20 protein-coding genes and 1 tRNA gene are annotated in these 24,323 nt (G+C 63.0%); 18 read left to right on the top strand and 3 right to left on the bottom strand.

The genetic code is table 11. The annotated features are described in order from the left end of the window. Positions 1–223 precede the first annotated feature (223 nt). The 9 genes from guaB (at position 224) to LRQ04_RS00440 (ending at position 14,809) form a co-directional block, all read left to right on the top strand. Positions 224–1,735: an IMP dehydrogenase gene (gene guaB, locus LRQ04_RS00480; RefSeq protein WP_235517040.1), complete on the top strand. Its 1,512-nt coding sequence runs from the start codon at positions 224–226 to the stop codon at positions 1,733–1,735. 93 nt (positions 1,736–1,828) lie between these two features. Then, complete coding sequence (locus LRQ04_RS00475; RefSeq protein ID WP_235517038.1) at positions 1,829–3,721, top strand: ABC transporter ATP-binding protein; 1,893 nt, start codon at positions 1,829–1,831, stop codon at positions 3,719–3,721. Positions 3,722–3,792: 71 nt separating this feature from the next. Beyond that, entirely contained in the window at positions 3,793–4,929 is a 1,137-nt protein-coding gene (locus tag LRQ04_RS00470; protein WP_211711214.1) for a GuaB3 family IMP dehydrogenase-related protein, read from the top strand. Positions 4,930–5,060: 131 nt separating this feature from the next. After that, positions 5,061–6,815 (top strand): glycerol-3-phosphate dehydrogenase/oxidase, encoded by a 1,755-nt coding sequence (locus LRQ04_RS00465; protein ID WP_235517036.1) that lies wholly within the window; start codon positions 5,061–5,063, stop codon positions 6,813–6,815. 48 nt (positions 6,816–6,863) lie between these two features. Then, positions 6,864–7,352: a PTS sugar transporter subunit IIA gene (locus LRQ04_RS00460; protein ID WP_211711216.1), complete on the top strand. Its 489-nt coding sequence runs from the start codon at positions 6,864–6,866 to the stop codon at positions 7,350–7,352. A 60-nt stretch (positions 7,353–7,412) separates the two neighbouring features. Then, on the top strand, positions 7,413–8,288 hold the full coding sequence (locus tag LRQ04_RS00455) for an SURF1 family protein (RefSeq protein WP_235517035.1): 876 nt from the start codon (positions 7,413–7,415) through the stop codon (positions 8,286–8,288). Further along, entirely contained in the window at positions 8,285–8,785 is a 501-nt protein-coding gene (locus LRQ04_RS00450; RefSeq protein WP_235517034.1) for a DUF3817 domain-containing protein, read from the top strand. The genes LRQ04_RS00455 and LRQ04_RS00450 overlap by 4 nt, the downstream gene beginning before the upstream one ends. 109 nt (positions 8,786–8,894) lie before the next feature. Continuing rightward, positions 8,895–10,484 carry a glutamine-hydrolyzing GMP synthase gene (gene guaA, locus LRQ04_RS00445; RefSeq protein ID WP_235517033.1) on the top strand — a complete coding sequence of 530 codons (1,590 nt, stop codon included), beginning with the start codon at positions 8,895–8,897 and terminating at the stop codon, positions 10,482–10,484. 161 nt (positions 10,485–10,645) lie between these two features. Further along, positions 10,646–14,809 (top strand): DUF4011 domain-containing protein, encoded by a 4,164-nt coding sequence (locus LRQ04_RS00440; RefSeq protein WP_235517032.1) that lies wholly within the window; start codon positions 10,646–10,648, stop codon positions 14,807–14,809. Positions 14,810–14,832: 23 nt separating this feature from the next. On the opposite strand, the gene cpaB is transcribed toward LRQ04_RS00440, so the two are convergent. The 3 genes from cpaB to LRQ04_RS00425 form a co-directional block, all read right to left on the bottom strand. Beyond that, complete coding sequence (cpaB, locus tag LRQ04_RS00435) at positions 14,833–15,618, bottom strand: Flp pilus assembly protein CpaB (protein WP_235517031.1); 786 nt, start codon at positions 15,616–15,618, stop codon at positions 14,833–14,835. 69 nt (positions 15,619–15,687) lie between these two features. After that, on the bottom strand, positions 15,688–15,960 hold the full coding sequence (locus LRQ04_RS00430) for an FmdB family zinc ribbon protein (RefSeq protein ID WP_235517030.1): 273 nt from the start codon (positions 15,958–15,960) through the stop codon (positions 15,688–15,690). Between the two features lie 154 nt (positions 15,961–16,114). Further along, a complete protein-coding gene (locus tag LRQ04_RS00425) occupies positions 16,115–16,717 on the bottom strand; it encodes a 5-formyltetrahydrofolate cyclo-ligase (RefSeq protein ID WP_235517028.1) in 603 nt (200 codons plus the stop codon). A 130-nt stretch (positions 16,718–16,847) separates the two neighbouring features. Here LRQ04_RS00425 and galU point away from each other — a divergent pair, with 130 nt between their 5' ends. From galU to LRQ04_RS00380, 9 genes are all read left to right on the top strand, one after another. Then, positions 16,848–17,753, top strand: a complete 906-nt coding sequence (gene galU, locus LRQ04_RS00420; RefSeq protein WP_235517027.1) for a UTP--glucose-1-phosphate uridylyltransferase GalU — start codon at positions 16,848–16,850, stop codon at positions 17,751–17,753. A gap of 6 nt (positions 17,754–17,759) precedes the next feature. After that, complete coding sequence (locus LRQ04_RS00415; protein WP_235517025.1) at positions 17,760–18,386, top strand: GNAT family N-acetyltransferase; 627 nt, start codon at positions 17,760–17,762, stop codon at positions 18,384–18,386. 151 nt (positions 18,387–18,537) lie between these two features. Beyond that, the gene (locus LRQ04_RS00410; protein WP_235518578.1) at positions 18,538–19,398 is read left to right on the top strand and encodes a hypothetical protein; all 861 of its coding nucleotides are present in this window, start codon (positions 18,538–18,540) and stop codon (positions 19,396–19,398) included. 9 nt (positions 19,399–19,407) lie between these two features. Further along, a complete protein-coding gene (locus LRQ04_RS00405) occupies positions 19,408–20,208 on the top strand; it encodes an SDR family oxidoreductase (protein ID WP_235517022.1) in 801 nt (266 codons plus the stop codon). Between the two features lie 36 nt (positions 20,209–20,244). After that, a tRNA-Ala gene (locus tag LRQ04_RS00400) sits at positions 20,245–20,317 on the top strand. A gap of 144 nt (positions 20,318–20,461) precedes the next feature. After that, positions 20,462–21,151 carry a helix-turn-helix domain-containing protein gene (locus tag LRQ04_RS00395; RefSeq protein ID WP_235517021.1) on the top strand — a complete coding sequence of 230 codons (690 nt, stop codon included), beginning with the start codon at positions 20,462–20,464 and terminating at the stop codon, positions 21,149–21,151. Then, positions 21,144–21,962, top strand: a complete 819-nt coding sequence (locus LRQ04_RS00390; RefSeq protein WP_235517019.1) for a hypothetical protein — start codon at positions 21,144–21,146, stop codon at positions 21,960–21,962. Before LRQ04_RS00395 ends, LRQ04_RS00390 begins: the two co-directional genes overlap by 8 nt. A gap of 105 nt (positions 21,963–22,067) precedes the next feature. Continuing rightward, the gene (locus LRQ04_RS00385; protein WP_235517017.1) at positions 22,068–22,610 is read left to right on the top strand and encodes a PadR family transcriptional regulator; all 543 of its coding nucleotides are present in this window, start codon (positions 22,068–22,070) and stop codon (positions 22,608–22,610) included. Positions 22,611–22,615: 5 nt separating this feature from the next. Continuing rightward, the gene (locus LRQ04_RS00380) at positions 22,616–24,322 is read left to right on the top strand and encodes an AarF/ABC1/UbiB kinase family protein (RefSeq protein ID WP_235517015.1); all 1,707 of its coding nucleotides are present in this window, start codon (positions 22,616–22,618) and stop codon (positions 24,320–24,322) included. The last annotated feature ends 1 nt before the right edge of the window (position 24,323 follow it).

Raw genomic sequence — 24,323 nt, 5'->3', positions numbered from 1 at the left:
CTTGGACAACGTACGACGGCGGCCTGCCGCCAGTGCTGTTGCTCACAGTCAGGCGTCGCGGAATATGGCGATCGCCGCGGAGGTTCTACTATTTATTCAATACCGGCAGCACCTTCTGCCATGCAGTACCTATGCACAGGCCAGTCCCGTAATGACGGGCTGGTCATCAGTTGCAACCCCTACCAGTTAAGCCCCCAAGAACCCAGGTAAGAGGCGCACACTCATGACCCAGCCCGAACACAATCCGTTTGGCTTCATTGGCCTGACGTACGACGACGTCCTGCTGCTCCCCGGACACACCGATGTTATTCCGTCCGAGGCAGACACCACGTCACGCATATCCAAGCGCATCACCGTGCAGACCCCGCTGCTTTCCGCCGCGATGGACACGGTCACCGAGTCCCGCATGGCGATTGCCATGGCCCGCCAGGGTGGCTTGGGTGTTGTCCACCGCAACCTGTCCATCGATGACCAGGCCGAGCACGTGGACCGCGTCAAGCGCAGCGAATCGGGCATGATCACCAACCCGTTGACCATTGGCCCGTCAGCCACCCTGCAGGAACTGGACGAGCTTTGCTCCCGTTACCGCGTATCCGGCCTGCCCGTTGTTGACACCGATGGCAGGCTCCTGGGTATCGTCACCAACCGCGACACCCGGTTCATTCCGGAGTCCGACTTCCCGCTCCGCAGCGTCGCCGACACCATGACCAAGATGCCGCTGATCACCGGTCACGTGGGCATCAGCCGCGAGGAAGCTTCGCACAAGCTGGCCACCAACAAGATCGAGAAGCTCCCGCTGGTGGACGAGCAGGGCCGCCTCAAGGGCCTTATCACTACCAAGGACTTCACCAAAGCCGAGCAGTACCCGTTGGCTACCAAGGACGATGAGGGCCGGCTCCGCGTTGGCGCAGCCATTGGGTTCTTTGGTGACGGCTGGGAGCGCGCCATGAAGCTCATCGACGCAGGCGTGGACGCATTGTTCGTTGACACGGCCAACGGTCACTCCCAGGGCGTGCTTGACATGATTTCGCGGCTTAAGTCCGATCCGGTTGCTGCGCACGTGGACGTGATCGGCGGTCAGGCGGCAACCCGTGAAGGCGCCCAGGCACTGATCGACGCGGGTGCCGATGGCATCAAGGTCGGCGTTGGCCCGGGTTCCATTTGCACCACCCGCGTGGTGGCAGGTGTCGGCGTTCCGCAGATCACCGCCATCTACGAGTCCGCCAAGGCTGCCATTCCGGCAGGTGTTCCGCTGATCGCCGACGGCGGATTGCAGTACTCCGGTGACATCGGCAAGGCCCTGGTTGCAGGTGCGGACACCGTCATGCTCGGCTCCCTTCTGGCCGGTTGTGAGGAATCCCCGGGTGACCTCATCTTTGTCAACGGGAAGCAGTTCAAGAGCTACCGTGGCATGGGTTCGCTCGGTGCCATGCAGTCCCGCGGCAAGAACACGTCCTACTCGAAGGACCGCTACTTCCAGGCAGACGTCTCCGGTGATGACAAGCTCATCCCTGAGGGCATCGAAGGCCGTGTGGCCTTCCGTGGCCCGCTGGCTTCGGTGGCTTACCAGCTGGTCGGTGGCCTCCGCCAGACCATGTTCTACACGGGCGCTCCCACCATTCCCGAGCTCAAGGCACGTGGAAAGTTTGTCCGGATCACGCCGGCGGGCCTTAAGGAATCACACCCGCACGACATCCAGATGACTGTCGAGGCGCCGAACTACGGCTCCCGCTGATCTCATCTGCTGGTCCCCGTGGAGTAATCCACGGGGACCAGCAGTTTAAGCCGGGGCCGCTGAAATGTCGGTCCGGAAGCATAGGCTGGGCACATGTCTGAAAAGCCCGCGGAACCGCGGCACCCGGAGTCGGTCCGGCTGAACCCGCTTCAACCTGGCAAGGCACCGCCCCGCAAGCTGGCGCTGCGTCCGTACGCACGCGCCGTCGGGCAGGTCCTCAAGGTGAGCTTCAAGGCTTCCCCGGCAGCGGTGGTCATGAAGGTTCTAGGTTCACTGATCTCGGCCACGTTGCCGCTGGTCACCACCTACTTTGCCGCGCTGACCACCACCGCCCTGGCGGCCGGTTACGCGGGGGATCCCGACGCCGGTCCGCGGGCAGTCCTCTACGTCGTCGTCACCGCGGCCTTGGGGTTGTTTTGGGGTGCGTTCAGCAGCGTTGACCGGTACATCCAGCAATTGATGAGCTTCCGGGTTGGCGCGATCGTGGGCGACATGATGTACGAACGCTTCCTGGCCTTGGACTTCTGGCGCTATGACGACAAAGAGACGGTGGACCTCTACGATCGCGCCAAGCGGTTCTCCGATTCGTACGCCCGGGTACTGGACCGTATCGCTGCCATCTTTACGCAGCTGGTGTCCGTGATTCTCGCTATCGGTGCGTTGCTGCTTGTCAGTTGGTGGATCGCAGTGATCGTGCTGGTGGCGATTGTGCCCAGTGTCTATCTGCAGTTCAAGCTCTCCCGTGAGCAGATCGCGCACTGGAACACCCAGGTGGATTCGCGCCGGCAACGGCGGCTGATCGAGCAAAACCTGCTCCGGCCGCAGCACATTGCGGAAATGCGGCTTTATGGAATCGTGGGGTACCTGATGGACCTGCGCTCCCGGTTGCGGGACGCGGACGAGAAAAGACGCCTCGATTTCCAAAAGCGCTATATTCCCAAGCAACTGGCAGCAGACTCCTTGCAGTACGGCGCCGAGGTCGTGTCGCTGATCTGGGTGGTGGGGCAGATCATCGCCAGGGCGCAGCCGGTAGGTCAGTTCCTCTACGTCCAGCAGATCGTCAGCCGTGCCCTGTCCACAGCCAACAACCTCGTGTCCTCGCTGAGTTCCATTGATGAGGACCTGGCCAACCTCAAGGACTATGAGCTCTTTATGGCGCTGCCGGTTCCAAGTGGCAAGGAGAAGCCCCCGGCCGTATCTCCCTCGACAGTGGAACTGAGGGGCATCCGCTTCAGCTACACCGGCAGTGACATCGAAGTCATCAAAGGCATTTCGATGACCATCACAGCGGGCCAGCATATTGCCATTGTCGGTGAAAACGGTGCAGGAAAGTCCACCTTGATCCGCATCCTGGCCGGGCTGTACCGGCCTGATTCGGGCCAGGTCCTGCTCGACGGCGTGGACCTCGCCGGGATTGATGTCACCAGCTGGCACAGGCACCTCGCGGTCCTGAGCCAGGAATTCCTCAAGTACGAGTTCGCCACGGCGGCCGACAACATTTACCTGGGCGATGTCGATGCGCCACGCGATGATGCCCGCGTCCGGCGTGCCGCCTCCGACGCGGAGGCCATGGAGTTCATCAACAAGCTTCCCAACGGCCTGGAGAACCACGTCAGCAACTGGATGGAAGACCCCCGGGGCCGGAAGGGAAGCGGACTATCCGGAGGCCAGTGGCAGCGGCTGGCCATGGCACGCAACTTCTACCGCGACGCCGAGTTCATGGTCATGGACGAGCCCACATCCGCCATTGATGCGCTGGCCGAGCACCGCATCTTCACCCGTCTCTTCGCCGATCGCAGCAGCACCATCATTGCCATCAGCCACCGCTTGGCCACCATCGAAAAGGCGGACATCGTGTACATGCTCGAAGACGGCCGGATCGCCGAGCAGGGGACGCATAAGGAGCTTGTTGCGCTGCGTGGCCGGTATTTCCGGATGTTCGAATCCCAGCTGTCCGTGGACGAAACCAGTCGGAACGTTCCTTAGTCACGGTGTCTCGTGGCGCCGCGTGGCTGGGCCGGGCCGGTGGCGTGGAGTTGGTGGGATAAACTCGAGCAGTGACTTATGAGATTGAGATTGGCCGTGGCAAGCGTGGGCGTCGTGCCTACTCCCTGGATGACATTGCGATCGTTCCGAACCGCCGGACACGTGACCCGAAGGACGTCTCTGTTTCCTGGCAGATCGATGCCTACAAGTTTGAGACTCCGGTCATCGCAGCCCCCATGGACTCTGTGATGTCCCCCGATACCGCCATCGCTTTTGGTCGGCTCGGTGGTCTCGGCGTCCTTGACCTTGAGGGCCTTTGGACGCGCTACGAAGACCCGCAGAAGGTCCTCGACGAGATCGCAGGACTGGCGGACGAGACCAGCAGCCCGGCCGTCACCCGGCGCATGCAGGACCTGTACATGGCACCCATCCAGCCTGAGCTCATCAGCTCCCGCCTCGCAGAGATCCGCGCCGCAGGCGTCACTGTTGCAGGCTCCCTGACACCGCAGCGGACCCAGGAACACTACAAGACCGTGGTGGCGGCCGGCGTCGACATCTTCGTCATCCGCGGCACCACCGTTTCGGCGGAACACGTCTCCAAGAACCACGAGCCGTTGAACCTCAAGCAGTTCATCTACGAGCTCGATGTACCCGTGATCGTGGGCGGAGCCGCCGGCTACACGCCAGCCCTGCACCTCATGCGCACGGGGGCTGCCGGTGTGCTGGTTGGCTTCGGCGGCGGTGCAACAACCACCACCCGCCGCGCCCTGGGGATCCACTCACCCATGGCTTCGGCAATTTCCGACGTCGCGGCCGCCCGCCGTGATTACATGGACGAGTCCGGCGGCCGTTACGTCCACGTCATTGCCGACGGCGGCATGGGCAGCTCGGGCGACATTGTCAAAGCCATCGCCATGGGAGCCGACGCCGTCATGCTCGGCAGCGCTCTGGCCCGCGCCGAGGAAGCACCCGGCCGCGGCTGGCACTGGGGCCCGGAAGCACACCACCTCGAAACACCCCGTGGAGACCGCGTCAACGTCGGTACGGTGGGTCCGTTGGAAGAGGTACTTTTCGGACCGGGCCACCACACGGACGGCACGTCCAACCTGATTGGTGCGCTGAGGCGCTCCATGGCCACCACCGGGTACTCGGACCTCAAGGAGTTCCAGCGCGTTGACGTCGTCGTGTCACCGTACTCGGGCAACTGATTCTGCTTTGAAGCCCCGGCTTCCGGATAACATCCGGAAGCCGGGGTTTTTGCGTTCCGGTGCCCTGCCCAAGGAAGCACCCAGCAAGTAGGGTAGGGAACTACCAGCTGTTGCGTTTGAGGAGGGGTCCGATGAGCAATATCGCAGGCGGTCCGCAGGGGAATTCGCAGGGAGCTTTGAGCCCGGAATCCCGCGCCGCGTCGATCGAAGTCCTGAAAGCCACGGCCGAAGCCGGCAAGGAGCTCGACATCCTGATCGTGGGCGGCGGGGTGGTGGGAGCCGGCGCAGCCTTGGATGCCGTGACCCGCGGCCTGACCGTAGGGATCGTCGAAGCCAGGGACTGGGCCTCAGGAACTTCGTCCCGCTCGTCCAAGCTCATCCACGGTGGACTCCGCTATTTGGAGATGCTCGATTTCGGGCTGGTCCAGGAAGCACTGCAGGAACGCGGGCTGCTGATCCAGCAGATCGCGCCCCACCTGGTCCGCCCCGTTCCTTTCCTGTATCCGCTGACCCGCCGCTTCTGGGAGCGCCCCTACGTGGGCGCCGGCATTATGCTGTATGACACCCTGGGCCTGACATCCGGTCACAGCCGAGGCGTGCCCATGCATAAGCACCTCTTCCGGCGCGGCACCCTGCGCGCTGCTCCGAGTCTCAAGGATGACGCCTTCGTTGGGTCCATCCGCTACTACGACGCCCAGGTCGATGACGCCCGGCTGGTGGTCAACCTGGTCAGGACTGCCGCCCATTACGGTGCGCACGCAGCCAACCGGGTCCGGGTGGTCGACTTCCTCCGGGAAGGCGAACGCGTGGTGGGCGCCAAGGTCGAAAACCAAGAGGACGGCAGTGTCTTTGAGGTCAGGGCCAAGCAGGTAGTCAACGCCACCGGCGTCTGGACGGATGAAACCCAGGCAATGGTCACAGATCGTGGGCAGCTCAAAGTCAGGGCTTCCAAGGGCATACACCTCGTTGTGCCCCGCGACCGTTTCCAGTCCACCGTGGGGTTGATCCTGCGTACGGAAAAGTCAGTGCTGTTCGTCATTCCCTGGGGACGGCACTGGATCATTGGGACCACGGATACCGACTGGAAGCTGGACAAGGCGCACCCGGCGGCTTCCAGCAAGGACATTGACTACGTGCTGGACCACGTCAACAAGGTCCTGAAGCGTCCATTGACACGGGAAGACGTGGAGGGAGTCTACGCAGGGCTCCGTCCGCTCCTGGCCGGCGACAACGATTCCACGGCCAAGTTGTCCCGCGAACACGTTGTGGCGCATCCCGTGCCGGGCTTGGTAGTAGTGGCCGGTGGAAAGTACACCACCTACCGGATCATGGCCAAGGATGCAGTGGACGAGGCCACCAGGGCCATGGACGAGCGTGTTCCCTCCAGCTGCACTGAAACCATTCCGCTGCTCGGCGCCGAAGGATTCAAGGCCGCGTGGAACCGGCGTGGCAGGTCCGCCGAGCAGGCCGGTGTCCACGTTGCCCGCGTCGAGCACCTGCTCAACCGTTTCGGCTCAATGACCCCGGAAGTCCTGGACATCATCTCCAACCGACCGGAACTGGCAGAACCCCTTCCCGGTGCAGACGACTACCTCGCCGCGGAGGTCGTATATGCAACAACCCACGAAGGCGCCCGTCACGTTGATGACGTTTTGACCCGCCGCACCCGTATTTCCATCGAAGCCTGGGACCGGGGTGTGTCTGCCGCGCCCGTAGTAGCTAAGCTGATGGGAGAAATCCTTGGCTGGAGCGAGACCCAGCGCGAAAGCGAGATCAAGCACTACCTGGCGCGGGTGGAAGCTGAACGACTCAGTCAGCAGCAACCCGATGACGAATCAGCCGATGCCGCACGCATGGGGGTGGATGACATCGTTCCCCTTCGCTGACCAGTTCAGGGAAATGCGGTCCCAGGGCCACACTGGAGGGAACACGACTTGGCTGAACCACTTGACCGGTATGACGCGGAACTGACAACCCCGGACACTGTCATCCTCGAACTCGTCGCCCAGGACAAGATCGATGCTGCGGCCCAACTGGCCACGAAGCTCCACGCGGCTGGCCGGATCACCAACCTCGAGGGCTTCCTGGAGCAGGTACATTCACGTGAACACCAGCTGGCGACGGGGCTTCCCGGGGGTATAGGTCTTCCGCACGCCCGCAGCGAGTATGTGGACAGGATCTCCATCGCGGTGGGCGTGACCAAATTCGGCCACGCCCTGGATTTCGGCGCAACCGATGGGCCTGCAACCCTGATCCTCCTCATCGCCACCCCGGCAAGCTCCTTCTCGGACCACCTTGAGGTGCTGGCCACCCTCGCACGGTCCCTGTCGAAGGAATCCTTCCGGGAATCACTCCGCCGGGCGCACGATCCCGAAGTCATCTCAGAGCTCATCAACTCCAGCTTGGTGTTCTTCGACCACTGAAGTCCCGTTCACTGAACACCCGTTTCGTTGTTCTACAGCTGGACGAAGTACGGTTAAGGGGTGTTAAAAACCGCGTTGAAACCCCGCTGGATCGCAGGACTGGTCTTTGCGCTTGTGCTGTCCGGGGTGTTTGTGCTGCTCAGTCAATGGCAGCTCAGCCGGTCCACGCAGCACGAGCCTCCCGCGCCGTCCAGCATCGAAGAAGTAAAACCCCTTGTGGACGTCCTCAAACCGGGCGAGTTCTTCCATGGATCCGTCTCCGACCAGATGGTCAGCGCGACCGGAAGCTATGACCCCGACAAGCAGGTCCTTGTGGAGGGCCGACTGTACAACAACCAAAAGGGTTACTGGATCGTCTCCGCCTTCGCGGTCAATGACGCCCCAAAGCTCAGCGGCGTTGCCGCCTCGCCCCGGACCTGGATTCCGGTAGCCCGCGGCTGGGTCGCCGACGCCTCCCAAGCCGGGCCGCCGCCGTCGGGCACTATCACCTTGACCGGTCGCCTCATCCCGTCTGAAGCCCCCGTACCGAACGTCGACGCCGGTCCAGGACGCGCGTCGGCGGTGTCCACCGCGGAACTCATCAACGACTGGCAAGTCTCCAGCTATCCCGGCTTCGTCGCCGCGACGTCGGAGATGGCCGGTGGGGTAGCGGTGCCGGCCTCCGACACCATGAAGCCCCTCAATATCCCCGCGCAGCCGCCTGCCGAGCAGGTCAACTGGCTGAACCTCTTCTACGCGGTGGAGTGGGTAGTCTTTGCCGGCTTCTCGATCTTCATCTGGTGGCGGTTGGTCAAGGACGACCACCGCCGGGACCTGGAAGAGGATGAGGACGACGAGTTCGACGCCGAAAACGGCACAGTCAGCGAAAACGGCGCTGTAGAGCCCACCAGCACAGATCCGACAAGCCCAGAGCAACAACAAAAGGTGCAGCAATGATTGAGCCCAAACCGGCCATCCAGCCCGAGCAATCCGGAAACAAGCCCAAGAAGCGGCGGTTCGGCGGAACGGAAGCCCAGATCCGTTCTGCGTTGAAGTTCTACAAGGTGATGGCTTACCTCACGGGTGCGATGCTTCTGCTGCTGTGTGCGGAGTTGATTGCCCGCTACGCCTTCGGTGTTTCGCTCTACGCGGGCGGTACCGATGCGGTCACCGGACAGCCGTTCGGTTTCGGTTTCGCCGAGTCCGAGCCGAAGGGAGTCCTTGGCGGCTTCAACATCTCCACGACGGTGCTGATCGTCCATGGCTGGATGTACGTGGTCTATCTGGTCTCGAACTTCCGGCTGTGGTCCCTGATGCGGTGGCCGTTCTCCAAGATGGTCCTGCTGGCACTCGGTGGCGTCATTCCGTTGCTGTCGTTCTTTGTTGAGAAGAAATTCCACGCAGAGGTGGAAGCCGAGTTGGCCGCGAACCCCCAGGCCTCCAAGCGCTACTAGGCACCACGGGGCACTGCGGGTGTGAGATGCCTAACGACCGGGCCGGTTTTGGCCCTTCCGCGCCATCGTCAACGTGCACCGGGGCGGTCCGGCAAAGTAGTCTTGGTGGGTGACTACTCCCACCGCACCCCAGACTTCCCAGAAGCCGGTGCTGGTTGTTGACTACGGTGCCCAGTACGCGCAGCTGATTGCCCGCCGCGTCCGTGAAGCGAATGTGTATTCGGAAATCGTTCCGCACACCTTCACCACCGAGCAGCTTCTGGCCAAGAACCCGGCAGCCATCATTCTTTCCGGCGGACCCTCCAGCGTCTACGCCGAGGGCGCGCCGTTCGTGGGCCCGGACCTCTTCGAGGCCGGCGTTCCAGTTTTCGGCATCTGCTACGGATTCCAGGCCATGGCGAATGCCTTGGGTGGCAAAGTGGCCCAGACGGGGTTGCGGGAATACGGTGCAACCGAAGCGCTCCTCGTGGGTGACGCACGCTCCATCCTTGATGGCGTCCCGGCGACGCAGAACACTTGGATGAGCCACGGCGACTCCGTTCACGAAGCTCCCGAGGGCTTCGAGGTACTGGCTACCACGGCCGGTGCCCCGGTAGCGGCCTTCGCCAATGACGAGAAGCGCCTTTACGGTGTGCAGTGGCACCCCGAAGTGAAGCACTCGGTCCTGGGCCAGCACGTCCTGGAGAACTTCCTCTTCAAGGGCGCGGGCCTTACCCCGAACTGGACAACCGGGAACATCCTCGAAGAGCAAGTGGATCGTATCCGCGAGCAGATCGGCGATTCCAAGGTCATTTGTGGTCTCTCCGGTGGCGTTGACTCCGCAGTTGCAGCTGCATTGGTCCAGCGTGCAGTCGGCGACCAGCTGACCTGTGTCTTCGTGGACCACGGCCTCCTGCGTGAAGGCGAAGCTGAGCAGGTGGAGCGGGACTTCGTTGCCGCTACGGGTGTCAACCTGTACGTTGCCAACGAACAGGAACGCTTCCTCTCGGCTCTTGCCGGCGTGAGCGATCCCGAAACCAAGCGCAAGATCATTGGCCGTGAGTTCATTCGCGCCTTTGAGGAAGCGGAACGGGCCATCATTGCCCAGGCCGCAGCCCACGGTGAGAAGATCAAGTTCCTGGTCCAGGGCACCTTGTACCCCGACGTCGTCGAGTCCGGCGGCGGTGAAGGCGCTGCAAACATCAAGAGCCACCACAACGTGGGTGGGCTTCCCGAGGACCTGCAGTTTGAGCTTGTAGAGCCGCTGCGCGCCCTGTTCAAAGACGAAGTCCGTGCCGTTGGCGCCCAGCTTGGCCTGCCGCAGGAAATCGTTGGCCGCCAGCCGTTCCCCGGCCCCGGCCTGGGTATCCGCATCGTTGGCGAAGTGAACAAAGAGCGCCTGGACCTGCTGCGCAAGGCTGACGCCATTGCCCGTGCGGAGCTGACGGCCGCCGGTTTGGACAACGACGTCTGGCAGATGCCGGTTGTCCTGCTCGCAGACGTCCGAAGCGTTGGCGTACAGGGCGACGGCCGCACCTACGGGCACCCGATCGTGCTCCGTCCGGTGTCCTCCGAGGACGCCATGACGGCTGACTGGTCCAGGTTGCCTTATGACCTCCTGGCCCGCATCTCCAACCGCATCACCAATGAGGTGGATGGCGTGAACCGCGTGGTGCTGGACGTCACCAGCAAGCCACCGGGAACCATCGAGTGGGAATAGCATTCTGAATGGCCGGCCTCCCTTGGGAGGCCGGCCATTGTGCTCCAACCGGGGGCGTCGTGAGCCTCTGAGGGCCAGTTCGTTGCGAACTGGCGGCGAATTTCGCGTCGGAACAGCGTTGCGAAGTGGGCTGGCGGGGTATTCCGGCTACCCTCGAAAGTATGCCGGTATGGTCCAGGGCGTCTAAAGCTAGTACAGAAAAGAAGGCAGAAGTTGTGTCATTAGGTCTAGGCCAGGAAGAGGGCTCCGAGGAGCTCAGGAAATGGCTGTCCGGTCTTAGGCCCGTTACCGGGGCAGATACGATGCTGCGCTTCGTTAAGACCCCGGAAGGCGCCATTGACCTCAGCAATGCACACCCGTCGGGCCTCGCCCAGCTGCTCGCGGGCCGCAGGACGCGTCTGTCCACTCTGATCAGGGACAGGCAACAGTATTTGGTCGCTGCCCGGGCAGCCCGGAATATCCGGTCCAAAATTTTCGAGCTCAGCAACGACCGCGGTATCGAAGCCGGATACTTGTCCGCCGGTACCGTGGTGTGGACATCGGCAGTAGGTGGGAAGCCCCAGCGCGTTTCCGCGCCGGTCATGCTTACGTCCATTGTCCTCACCGTCCGGCCGGGCGAGGACGACTTCGAGCTCCAGCTCACCGAACAAGCCCGTATGAACCCGGCCCTGGTTCGGCACCTGAAAACGGTGCACGGCATCGTCTTTGACGTCAATGCGGTCGCACGCATGGCCTACAACACCGCAAGGCTCGACCCCCAGCCGGTTTTGGACCGCTTGGCTACCCTTGTCCAGCCCATTCACGGCGCGGAGGTGGAGTTCAACCTGCTCGTCACCACCTTGGCTGACCTTTCGGGGAACCTGGATGATCCGTGGATCAACACGAACAACCCAACTGTGGCCGCTTTGGCCAGTGCAGCCAACGGTGGCGACATTGAGCCTGAACCCATCAAAGCGGGCAGGTTCCCCGATCTTGACCAGCGGGATCCAGCCGATGAGCTCCTCCTGCTCGACGCCGACACGGACCAGCAGTACGTGGTGGACGCAGTGCGGGCCGGAGATTCCCTTGTTGTCAGCACTCCGCCGGGAAGCGGGCAAACACAGACCGCTATCAACGTCATCGGTGCCTTGGTCAGCGAAGGCAAGTCCGTGCTGGTGGTGGGGGACAGGCAGTCCAGCCTTGCTGGTTTGTCCGCGCACCTGGAGTCGCTGGGCCTTGATTCGATGTTCTTCCGGCCGGGCAACGGAACAACGCCGCAGCAGCTTAAGGGCCAACTGGTCCGTGCCATCATGCGCAGCGAGAAGGCCCTGGAGCCTCAGCTGGGTAACCTTCACCAGACGTTGATCGAGCACCGGCATGCCCTGATGGACCACGTGGCATCCCTGCACAATGTCCGTGAACGCTGGGGTTGCTCGCCGTACCAGGCTATGCAATCGCTCGCCGAATTGACGTCCATCCACCCCGCGCCATCCACGACGGTGCGGTTGAAGCGCAGCGTCCTGGACAACATCAAGGACCGCGAGGAACTTGCCGGCCGGTTGCGCCGTGCGGCCGAACTGGGCAGCTTTAGCCGAGCCTCGACTTCCAGCCCCTGGTATGGCGCACGCCTGGTGACCCGCAAGGAGACAGAAGAAGCCCAGCAATTGGTTCGTTTGGCTGAGGAGAAACTCCCCATCCTGCGTGACCGCATGAAGCAGGTCTCCGACCACGCCGAAATCAGGTTGGGCGAAACGTTCACCGAATGGGGAGCCCAACTTGAACTGCTGATTGCCGTGCGGGAAAGCCTGGACAAATTCACCCCGGACATCTTTGACCGGCCTGTCCATGACCTCATCTCCGCGACAGCCAGCTCCGCATGGCGACGTGAACGAAACCTGGAAATGCCGTCCATGCAGCGCTCCAGGCTGCGGCGCGTGGCCAAGGAATACGTGCGGCCCGGCGTCCACATCGCGGACCTCCACAGTTCCCTGGTACTCGTCCAGGAACAGCGAGCCCTGTGGGCCGGCTACGCGACGACGCAGCGTCACCCGGCTGTGCCGTCCGGCCTTGCCGACCTCGGTGCTCTTTACCGGGAATTGGACGGCGAACTGCACCGGCTCGGCGAAGCCCTCAAGCACACTGCTGCCGGAGGCTCCCTGCACCAGACGCCGTACCCGGAGCTCATGGAGCGGTTGGAACGCCTTGTAGCGGACACAGCCACCTTGGAGACCCTGCCCGAGCGGACGCTGCTGATTGAGGAAATGCGCGAGCACGGTCTTGGCGAGTTGCTCGCTGACCTCGCAGCGCGCGAAGTCCCGGCACCCTCTGTGGCCGCGGAGCTGGACCTTGCCTGGTGGCAGTCTGCGCTGGAAGCCATGATCAGCGGCGACGACTACCTTGCTATGTCCGATGGTGATTCGCTGCGCCGGCTCGAGGCCGAATACCGTCTTGCGGACCAGGCCCACATCGCCAGTGGTGCTGCCAGGCTTCGTTGGCAGCTGGCCCAGAAATGGCGTCAGGGCATCCTCGAACACCCGCGGCAGGCCGAGTTGCTTCGTGCCCTGTTGAAGGATGGACGCGTGACGCTGCCAGCACTGAGCGCCCAGGCGCCGGACCTTGTTCCGCTGCTGGTGCCGGTCTGGTCGGTCAGCCCTTACCTGCTGACCGGAGTGCTTCCTGCGGAACAAAAGTTTGATGCTGTGGTGATCATCGACGCTGAGTCGACTTCCCTGCAAGCAGTTCTTCCTGCCATTGCCCGGGCACAGCAGGTAGTGGCCTTCGGAGATGCAAAGATCGCCAACGCCCGCACTTTCAGCGTTGCCGTGGAACCTCCCGTTGCCGGTGTCGCCAGCCACGAGGTTGTGGACAGCGCCTTCAAGGCGCTTGCCCGCGTGCTGCCCACATGGCAGTTGAATTGGGTTTACCGTGCCGTGGACGAGGACCTGATCCTCCAACTGAGCAAGAACTACTACGACGGTGGATTGCGGCGCCTGCCCGACGGCAATTCCGTCACCGGCCTGGACCGTTCGATCCTGGTGGAATACATCCCCGATGGCACTGGCCTCCCGGGTGCTGACCACGAAGGCGTTGAGTCCGTCACCGCGGAAGTCAACCGTGTGGTGGACCTGGTGTTCGAACACGCCAGGCTTCGTCCCCGCACATCCTTGGCCGTAGTAACGGCCAGCCTTCGCCACGCGGCCAGGATCGGTGAGGCCATCAGGCTTCAACTGCCAAACCATCCCCTCCTGTCCACGTTCTTCGGAGCCGGTCCAGAGTCCTTCAGGGTAGTGGACCTGGAGCGCGCCCAGGGCTTGGTGCGGGATCACGTCATTTTCTCCCTCGGCTACGGTCGCACACCTCACGGGCGTGCGCTCCACTCCTTCGGGCCTTTGTCCACCGAAGGCGGGCGTAACCGCTTTGCTTTGGCAATGACCCGTGCCCGGCGGTCCATGCACGTGCTGACGTGCTTCCGCCCCGAAGACCTTGACCAGGATCGATTGGCTCACGGTGCCGTGGACTTCTACGAATTGCTGGACCGCGAACTCTCTGGAAACAGCAATCTTGGAACGCCTGCTTCCCGCGCCGTGGCCAGCGAACAAGCGCTGGGTGAAGATCCCTTGGTGGCAGATCTTGGGGAGCGGTTGCGTGCTCGTGGAGCACGTGTGTGGCATCTCTACGATGGCGTGCTGGACATCGCTGCCGCCGCGGATCCGGTGCACACCATTGGCAGGGAAGGCGCTGAGATCCCCACCCCGGTGGCCATCGAATCCGATGGCACCGAACGCTACAGGCGTATGAGCGTGCGCGAGCGAAGCCGTCTGCGGCCACAACTGCTGGAGCGCATGGGGTGGCGGTACATGTCGTTGTGGACGATCGAAGTGTTCACGGACCCGTCGTCCTGCGCCGACCGCATCGGATCCTACCTGGGACTGGAAAACCACATCCCGCAGCTCGCTTCCTCTCCCCAGCATGGCTTCCTGGACGTGGATGTTGAACAATTGAACCTTGACAAAGCACCGCCTTCCTTCGCGCCCAGCGCACGAAGGGCGGCCGGCAGGAGCGAGGTTGGCTCCAAGCCGGCCGATGCTGCAGCCGACAACGGAAAAGAAGCACCAATGACGGAACAAGTAACCGGTGGGGAAGACAACGCTGCTGAGGACTCGGAAAGCACTGGCCAAGTCGGCGCGGAGGGCTCGGAGGAGTCGAAGGCTGTTCCAGCCAAGCCGGCCCCGCAGGGCATTCTTCCAACCAAGGCTGCAGAGGACGACCCCCGCCGTTGGGGAGACGAGTCCGGTTATGACCACGAGGAGTGGCTCAAGGAGCAAAAGCCCCCGCACTGGGGCTGATGCCAGCCTGATGGAACGTCCTTTCACGGGCTGACCAGTACAAAGAAAAGCTTGCCCTGCGTTGATGCGCCGGCAAGCTTTTCTGCTTGCTGGGGGTCGGCAGCCACAACCACCAGGCCGTCGTTGTCACCCGTACCGAGCCACTCCCCGGCCTTCCCGCCTTGGGCAGAGGTCCACAGCACGGCAACAGGACCAGCCAGGACCTGGCTTTCGCGGGACTCATCGTAGGATCCGGCTGCGGTAAGGACCACGGACACCAACTGGCCGGGGGAGAGCAACTGGATGGATGAAGGGTCGGCCATCCGGAGTGGAACCGCTGCCGTGCCCGGCGGTGTTCCGGTGAGCAAGCCAGGACCCAGCAGGCTGGACTCCGTGGGGATCTGGCCCCGGCCAAGGGGTGCAGCGAGCTGACGCCCTGCAAGGGCGCCAGGGTCCTCAAATGCGCTGGGGATTGCCAAACCCTGGGTTACAGGAATGGTCGTGAAGTCGGAGGCGGCCAGGTTGGTTCCGCCGGGGAGGTCCCGGGCAGCCACCAGTACGTTGACGCGTTGCTCAGAAGCGGGCGTGAACTGCTGGACTGCGATACCTGCAGCCAGGCAGAGCAGGAGCGCGACAGTGAGGCGGCGGTTTCGTCCGATCAAGGATCCGAACCTGCGCTTCAGGCCACGAGGGTTGCCCGGACGGTTTTGGCTGAACCTGGAATCAAGGGGGGCGCGCAGCGGCATACGCGATGGGGGAGACCATTTACCAGCGGCTGCCGCTGATCGCTCTGCCCGGGCAAGGAGGGTGCTTCGTGACTGATGTGGCATGCAGCCACGCTAGCGAGCACGGCACCCACGGAAACAGTGCCAGGTTGGGCTATGTGGAAAAGGGAGCTCTTAGCTGGCTGCGGCTGCCGGTGCCGGAGTCGCGGCGGGAGCCGACGACGCAGGCGCGGGCGCTGCGGGAGCGGCCGAAACCGTGCTTCCTTTGGCGTCGCGGGAGTCAGTGCGGTAGAAACCGGAGCCCTTGAAAACAACGCCAACGCTGTTGAACTTCTTCCGAAGCGCTCCCTTGCATTCGGGGCACTCCGTCAAGGAGCTGTCAGAGAAGGACTGGACGATGTCAAAGGCATGGTCACAGTCTTTGCAGGCGTATGCGTAAGTGGGCACTGAATTCCTCCTTCAGGACATGGTTCAGGTCCTGTGCCACGCATCCGGAGCGTCTCCGGGTTAGCAGTCGCAGGGCCTGAGTGCCAATTCTATCATCCGGCGCCATTGCAGCATTCGTGCCGGACTGAAGCTCATAACATCGAAACGGGGCCACCTATTCCGGGCCGTCGAGGCGAACGGTTCCGGAGGGCGTGAGCACTTCCCGCACGGGGCGGTCGAAAGCTTCGGCGGGTATGGAACCGGAAGGCAACAGGTCGTCGTCGTACACCACAGCGATGGTGGGCGGCCGCTGGCCGGATGCGTCGAGTCCCTGGAGGAGCCGGTCATAGTAGCCACCTCCTTGGCCGATCCTGTTTCCGTCCCGGTCAACAGCCGTGGCCGGCATGAAAATCCCTGCGGCGTCGGCCACGACCGAACTTTCCAGCCGTTCGCCCTCGGGTTCGTCGATGGGGGCGTAGGAGGACCGCACGAACACGGTCGACGGCGTCCAATACACCCAACTCAGTTGCCTTTCCGGCTCGCAGACCGGGAGCAGGATACGGTGCCCGGCGTCGTGCAGCGCCTGAATCAGCGGCAGCGTGGGGGGTTCGAAAGCGACTCCAACGTAGACCGCAAAAGTGCCGGTGGCGGGGGCCCTTGTTGCTGCCCATTCCGTGCCGTGCCGGGCTATAGACGCGCCGGCGGCTGCAATCTGCTCCGGCGCCAGGCTTCGCCTGTGAAGCCGGCGGCTGCTCCGGATCTCTTCCTTCGTTGCCATATGTATCCGTTCTTTGGGTCCGTACGTAACACCGGAGGAGCAATAGGGCTGCCCTTCCGTGAAACAAAAAACCCTCTTTCGGTGCGGCGGGGTTTAGCCGTTGATGTCTTCCTTCCGTTAGATTAGTCCGGTGACTCTCGATAACAATGCTGTCCGTAAGGCCGTCATCCCCGCAGCGGGCCTTGGCACCAGGTTCCTGCCTGCAACAAAGGCGATGCCCAAGGAAATGCTGCCCGTGGTTGATAAGCCAGCCATCCAGTACGTCGTCGAAGAAGCCGTTAAGGTGGGCCTGCACGACGTCCTCATGATCACGGGGCGCAGCAAGCGCGCCCTTGAAGATCACTTCGACCGTGTGCCGGCCCTTGAGGCCACGCTTGCCGAAAAGGGTGACACTGCCAAGTTGGAGGCCATTCAGTCGGCCACCAACCTGGGCGACATCCACTACGTCCGCCAGGGCGACGCCAACGGGCTCGGCCATGCAGTCCTTCGTGCAAAGCAGCACGTCGGCCACGAACCGTTCGCAGTGCTCCTTGGTGATGACCTGATCGATCCGAAGGACGACCTGCTCAGCGAGATGATTGCTGTCCAGCAGAAGACCGGCGGATCCGTGGTGGCCCTCATCGAAGTTGAGCCCTCAAAGATCAGCGCTTACGGCTGCGCGGACGTGGAGGACGAAGGTGAGGACGGCTACGTGCGCATCAAGCAGCTCGTGGAGAAGCCCTCACCGGAAGAAGCTCCGTCAAACCTGGCTGTCATTGGCCGCTACGTCCTTCACCCGGCCGTGTTCGAGGTCCTGGAGAAGACCGGACCGGGCCGTGGCGGGGAAATCCAGCTGACGGACGCACTGGAGGTACTGGCTGCGGGCGAGGGCGAAGGCTACGGCGTGTACGGCGTTGTATTCCGCGGCCGCCGCTACGACACAGGCGACAAACTTAGCTACCTCAAGGCTTGCATCGAGCTTGCCTGCGAACGTGAGGACCTCGGTCCCGAATTGCGCGAGTGGCTGCCGAACTTCACTGCAGCGCTTCCCAAGTAACAACGGATGTACGGCTCTGCGATCTGGCCGGTGACGCTGGAAAGCGGAGACCTGTTGCTGCGGCCCATCCGCTACCGCGATAAGCGGGAGTGGACCGAAGTACGTTCACGCAACAGTGAATGGCTGGCGCCATGGGAGGCGTCCAACCCGGCTCCGGGTGGGCGCCTTCCCAGCTACCGCCAGATGGTGGGCTCCCTGAACGACCAGGCCCGTCAGTCCACCGCGCTGCCATTTGTCATTGTCGAGCGGACGCCCGGCTTCCGTGAACCGAAAATCGTAGGCCAGTTGACGGTATCGTCAATTGTCTGGGGTTCGGCCATGATGGCTACCCTGGGCTATTGGGTGGATAGGGACCGCGCCGGGCATGGCATCGCTCCGACGGCCGTTGCGATGGCGACAGACCATTGCTTCCGCGTGTTGGGCCTGCACCGCATGGAAATCAATATCCGCCCGGAAAACGCGCCAAGCCTCAGGGTTGTGGAGAAACTGGGTTTCCGCGATGAGGGCTACAAGGAACGGTACTTGCACATCAATGGCGAGTGGGCCGACCACCGTTCCTTTGCACTTACTTCCGATGAAGTTCCCGAAGGACTCCTGCGCAGGTGGCTCAGCGGACAAACGGGCAGGTCATAGGCCTTTTCGGCCCTAACTCCAGTCATTTGCGGACTCGCCCACGACACACCGGCCTCAATGCCGCCGCCCCCGGTCATTTGCTTCTACGGTTTTGAATGTGGACTTCCCTCTCAGCAGCTCAGTGATACTCGTGGTCGCTGTCGCGCTGTGGATGGTCTGGGTGGCGCCTTATGTTTTACGGAACAGGCGTTCGCAAGTCCAAACAGTGGCTGTTCCAGCAGACGCAATCGACGACGAACCAGACGAACCGCAGGCAGGGGTGGTACTGACTTTGGCACCTCAGCAGGAGAAACCGATGGAGACCATGCACAGGACAGCACCGGCGTCGCCCCAGGGATCCTCAGCGGCCGAAACTGATGCCCGGAACTCGTCCTCCACACCCTTCACAATTCGGTACGCCCGCTTTACGTTGGCGTTGTCGGGCCTTGCCCTGCTCTTGACGGCGATCGTTTCAGGCATCCTTAGCCTCTTCGGTAAGGGATCGCTGTGGTTGCCGCTCGTCTCGCTGGTCGGTGCGGTAGTCGCCGTCGTCGTGTTGCGCAGGCTTGCCCTTCGGGACCTGCGCGAACGACGCGCGCGGCGTGCAGCGCAGGCAGCGCCGATCCCGACTCCCGCCCGTTACCTGCCAAAGGAAGAGCCGGCCGAGCCCAAGGCGACCACCGTCTTCGATGCCGAGGCCGCCAGCCGCGAAGCCAACCGGCCTACAGCTGATGAACTGCGTCAAGCCGCGCTGGCAGTTGCCGTTGCCGCCGGGGATCACTCGGCCAAGTCTGCCCAGGAATCCAAGGGCGCAAGCTGGAAGCCTGTCGAGGTCCCGAAGCCCACATATGTCGATGCCGCGAAAGCAGCCCGCCCGGCCCCTGAGCCGCTGGATCTCCCGGAAGCACCCAAGCCCGTGGGCAAGCCCATCCTGAAGCAGAACGCCGAGCAGGCCGAGGCCGCTGCGGTTTCCGTCAAGAGCCAGAGCGCGCTCAGCAACCTGGATGACGTCCTTCAGCGCCGTCGCGCCTAACAGCCCTCCATGACCAGCATCTGCGTTGCAGGGGGCACCGGCCAGGTTGGCCGGGAAGTTGTCCGCCTCGCCGTGGCTGCCGGGCACACGGTCTCCGTTCTCAGCCGCCACGTGCCAGCCATGGCCTCGGCGGATCGTCTCGACGGCGTAACCTACTTCGCTGCCGACGTCACCACGGGCGACGGGCTGGCCGCCGCCCTGACGGGTACCGACGTCGTTATTGATTGCCTTGAGGGACAGTTCGGCAAAGCCAAAAAGCAATTCGCCGACGGCGGCGCGCGCCTCGCCGCGGCTGCCCACCTGGCCGGGGTGGCCAGGATTGTGGCGCTGTCGATCATCAACTGCGATCTGAGCACCTATTCGTATTACGTTTCCAAGGCCGAAAAGGAGCGCGCGTACGCCGAGTCGCCGCTGCAAACCGTGGTCGTCCGGGCCACACAGTTCCACAGCCTCATCGCGATGGTCTTCGCCGCAGGCGCGCGACTAGGGCTCGTCCCCACTTTCAACGGCGCCAGGTTCCAGACCATCTCGCCGGCGGATGCCGCGGCCTCCCTGCTCGAAGCAGCCACGTCTGAGTCGGGGGCTCCACCGCACAGTGTCCGCACTGTAGGTGGCCCGGAGGAGCTCACCATGCGGCAGATGGCGGAGGATTGGAAACGCGTCACGGGCGCCCGCGGAAAGATCATCGGGCTGCCGCTGCCGGGCCCGATGGGCGCTTACCTGCGTGCAGGCCATAACCTGGTCCCCGAACAAAGGGTTGGTTCCGAGACGTTCGTGTCGTGGTTGGAAAAGCGCCGCGAAACTTTATAGCCTAGGGACACTGGTCCGGCATCAAGCCGGACCCAGGGGGCTATAGCTCAGTTGGTAGAGCGCTTCGTTCGCATCGAAGAGGTCAGGAGTTCGAATCTCCTTAGCTCCACACTTTGCGGTCTGATTTCCTGAGTGCGAACCGCAACACTTGATCTGCCTGAGAGCTGCGGTAGGCCGGACTGTTGTCGCTTCTCCTAACGCCAAAATCTGCCCAGCTATTGACACTAAGCCCTACGCCCGTAGGGTTTAGTGTATGCAGAAGGTGGACGGAATAACCGTTGCGGAGGTTGGGGACAGGCTGGGCATCACCCGCGCTTCAGTTCATGACCTGATCGACTCTGGCCGGCTGACGGCCAGTGGTCGTGCTGGCCGCGTGCTACTCATCGATCGATCGTCGGTAGAGCGTCTGACCCATGCCGGCACCCGGCGCGGCCGCGCCTGGGCGGCCAAGACTGCATGGGCTGCACTGGCGATGCTCTCTGGTCAGAACCCCACGTGGATCAGCGCTTCGGAGAAATCCCGGTTGAAGAGCCGACTACGAGAGCTGGACGCAGACGCCGTTCGTGTTCTTGCCCGAAAAAAGGACAAGACCCACCGCTACAGGGCTACACCCGACGGGCTGGCCGCACTTAACGACTATCTGATCCCGAGTGGTGCCTCGGCCACGCGCGAAGAATCCATTGCAGAGACTTTCGGGATGGCTGGCGGGAGCGGGACTGCCGAAGGCTATGTCATGATCGGCGACGTAGCCGCCCTCGCGGATGCATTCGGCTTGGTTGAAGATCCTGACGGCAACGCCATCATTCGTGAAGTCGAGTTGCATGAACCCTTCGCCGATGGCCGGGCACCCATGGCAGCCATTGCAGTAGACCTCATGGATTCACTGGCAACCCGCGAACGCAGTGCCGGACAGCGAGTCATCAACGAACTGCTCCATGTCTGAAGCTGAACCGGACGCCGTCGCCGAAGCAACCCATGACCGCGAGACCTGGGACGTGCCCCTACCCCAGGGAGGCTGGCTATCGCCATGGCCACAATGCGTGGAACTGGCCCGAGCCCTGCCGTCCACCCAATGGACGTTGGTCGGTGGGCTCATGGTGCAGCTGCACGCTGCGGCTGCTGGTCTTGCCGTCTTCCGACCAACAGCGGATGTCGACATCGTGCTGCACATCGAGACAGGTGCGGCGACCACGGCGAGAGTTAGTGCTGTCCTGAACGGACTTGGGTACACCTTGGAGGAATCCATCTCCCATGACGCACCAGCCCACCGTTTCGTCCGCGGCAAGCAGCAGATCGACGTGATGGTGGCCGACCATCTGGCCCCGGTAAAGATTCCGGCCCTCGGCGGACGCAAACCGTTCCAGGTATCCGGAGGCACGCAGGCGCTGCAGCGGACCGTGAACTGCCGCTTGGCCGTCGACGACGACCCACCTGTCCTCATCAGCATCCCGAATGCCCTCGGGGCGTTGGTCTTGAAAGGCGCGGCCTACCGCGAAGACTCCCGCGACAGGGACCGGCACCTCGACGATGCAGTCGTCATCTGCGCGACCCTCAGAACGCCGCTGGTCACTGCGGCCCAAATGAAGGGTAGCGATAGGTCACGGGTTCTTTCCCTGCACAAAGAACTGGCCGACCCGGGGCACCGATCGTGGCAGCTGCTGGACCCAGCCGACCGAACACAGGCCATGGACGCACTCCACATACTTGCCGTCAATCACAGTCTGCCACCGGCTAACCGCCTCAAATCGTTTTGACCGACCCGGCCGCATTCGACCAGAAAACCCCATTGTCTGCGCCCGGCCTGCGGCATATCGTTAACTATCGTTCAGTATCGTTCGCAACGTATTGAGGTGGGCAAGATGCAGGATTCATTCCCCGCAGGCGGATTCATGGGCAACAGTTTTGATGGGATGTGGCAGGCCGTTGACGAGTTTCGTTCCCGGTTTGAGAAACGGTCCGGCACCAGGGCAGGGCGGGGCGAACTCCGCACGGCTGTCCTGGCGCTGCTGGCAGAGCGTCCCATGCACGGCTACCAGATCATTCGTGAAATCGATGAGCGCAGCAAGGGGAGCTGGAAGCCAAGCGCGGGGTCGGTCTATCCCACCCTGCAACTGCTGGCCGACGAAGGATTCATTAGCTCGGAGGAGTCCAACGGCCGCAAGATCCATTCTTTGACGGAGGCCGGACGGGAGTATCTGGCTGAGTCTGAAACGTCTGCGCCGTGGGAGTCGTCGGGTACTGGGGCTGGCCCAGGGTTCGGTGCTCTTCCCAAAGCCGGGATGGCACTTGCGCAGGCGGCGGCTCAGGTGGGCCGCACCGGGACGCCCAAGCAGGTGCAGGAAGCTGTTACCGTGCTCGAAGAGGCACGGCGACGGCTCTACTCCATCCTCGCCCAGGATTGACAGGGGTGACGTCGGTTCGGCGCGATCGGGCAGATCCAGTACCGGGCGCGGGTAATACCCGTGCCCGCTATCGCCGAATCCTGCGTTTCGCCGCTTGGCACCTTTCCGTCACGTGGTGGTTTGAGCTCTTGCTGCCGCGGGTGGGGCTGCGTTGGGTGGGGGACCGGAACCGGGCCCGCAGGATGCGCTCCTTCGCCCGACGGTTCCATGACCTGGCGGTTGAGCTTGGGGGCCTGATGATCAAGGTGGGACAGTTCATGTCTTCGCGCCTTGATGTCCTTCCGCCGGAGATCACTGCCGAGTTGGAAGGGCTGCAGGATGAGGTGCCTGCGGTGCCTTTCCCCGCGATCCGTTCCCTTGCTGAGGCCGAATTGGGCGCGCCCTTGGGGGCAGTTTTTGCTTCGATCGAGGAAGTGCCCATCGCCGCAGCCTCCCTCGGCCAGGCGCACCGGGCACAACTCCTGCCCGCTAATGCCGCTGACACCGGGCTTAGCAGCGTGGTGTTCAAGGTTCAGCGCCCGGGCATCCAGGCAATTGTCGACGTCGACCTGGCCGCCTTGCGCAGGGTCGGAGGCTGGCTGAGCCGCATCCGCCTCGTGTCTGACCGGGCCGATGTGGCGGCCCTGATCAAAGAGTTCGAGAAGACCAGCCTCGAGGAAATCGACTATTTGAACGAGGCGGCGAACTCAGAACGATTCGCTGCTGATTTCGCCGACGATGCGCGGGTGACGGTGCCCGCCGTCGTCTGGGAGCGGACAACCAGGCGCGTACTCACCCTTGAAGACGTCACGGCCATCAAAATCACCGACGCCGAGGCGTTGCGGGAAGCCGGCATTGACCCTGCCGAGGTCGCGCCGGTTTTCGCCTCCGTCATGTTTGACCAGCTTTTCACCAACGGTTTCTTCCACGCAGATCCTCATCCGGGCAATATTTTCGTCACTCCAACGAAAGGCCAGGCTGAACATCCATGGCGGCTGACGTTCATCGATTTCGGCATGATGGGCGAGGTGGCCCCGGGGACTCGAAGTGGCCTGCGCAAGCTGCTGATTGCGGCCGCATCCCGTGATGGCAAGGGGCTGGTGAACGCTATCGGCGACGTCGGAGTGCTGATGCCTTCGGCTGACAAACCTGAGCTTGAACGGGCCATGTCGCAGCTCTTCGACAGGTTCGGCGGGATGGGCTTTGCAGAATTGCGGGACGTGGATCCGCGTGAGTTCCGTGACTTTGGTGCCGAGTTCGGCACGGTGGTCCGGTCGTTGCCCTTTCAGTTGCCGGAGAACTTCCTGCTCATCATCCGGGCCATGTCCCTCACCTCGGGGGTTTGCAGCTCGCTGGACAGCCGGTTCAATCTTTGGGATTCCGTGGAGCCTTACGCGGCACAGTTGATCCGCGATGAGCGCGGCGGGCTCGCCAAGGATGTGGCGGCCCAGGCAATGGACGCCGCGGTGGTGGCCCTGCGCCTGCCCAAACGCCTGGACGCCGTAGTCACGCAGCTTGAGGACGGCACGCTGCAGATTTCCAGCCGACGGCTGGAACGGCAAGTGGCACGCCTCATACGTCTGGCACACAGGGCCGTGGGCGCGGTGGTCTTTGGTGCCGTCCTGATCGCGGGAGCCGTCCTTCGGCCAACCGACCCTGCCCTGGGTACCGTACTGATGATCGGCTCGCTGCTGCCGCTGCTTGCCGGCTGGTGGGCTGGTCGCCGTCGATGAT

The organism is Paenarthrobacter sp. AR 02 (genome assembly GCF_021538675.1).
Taxonomy (GTDB): Bacteria; Actinomycetota; Actinomycetes; order Actinomycetales; family Micrococcaceae; genus Arthrobacter.
Note: the sequence above shows the minus strand (reverse complement) of the source record. Positions and strands in the feature narration are given on the sequence as shown.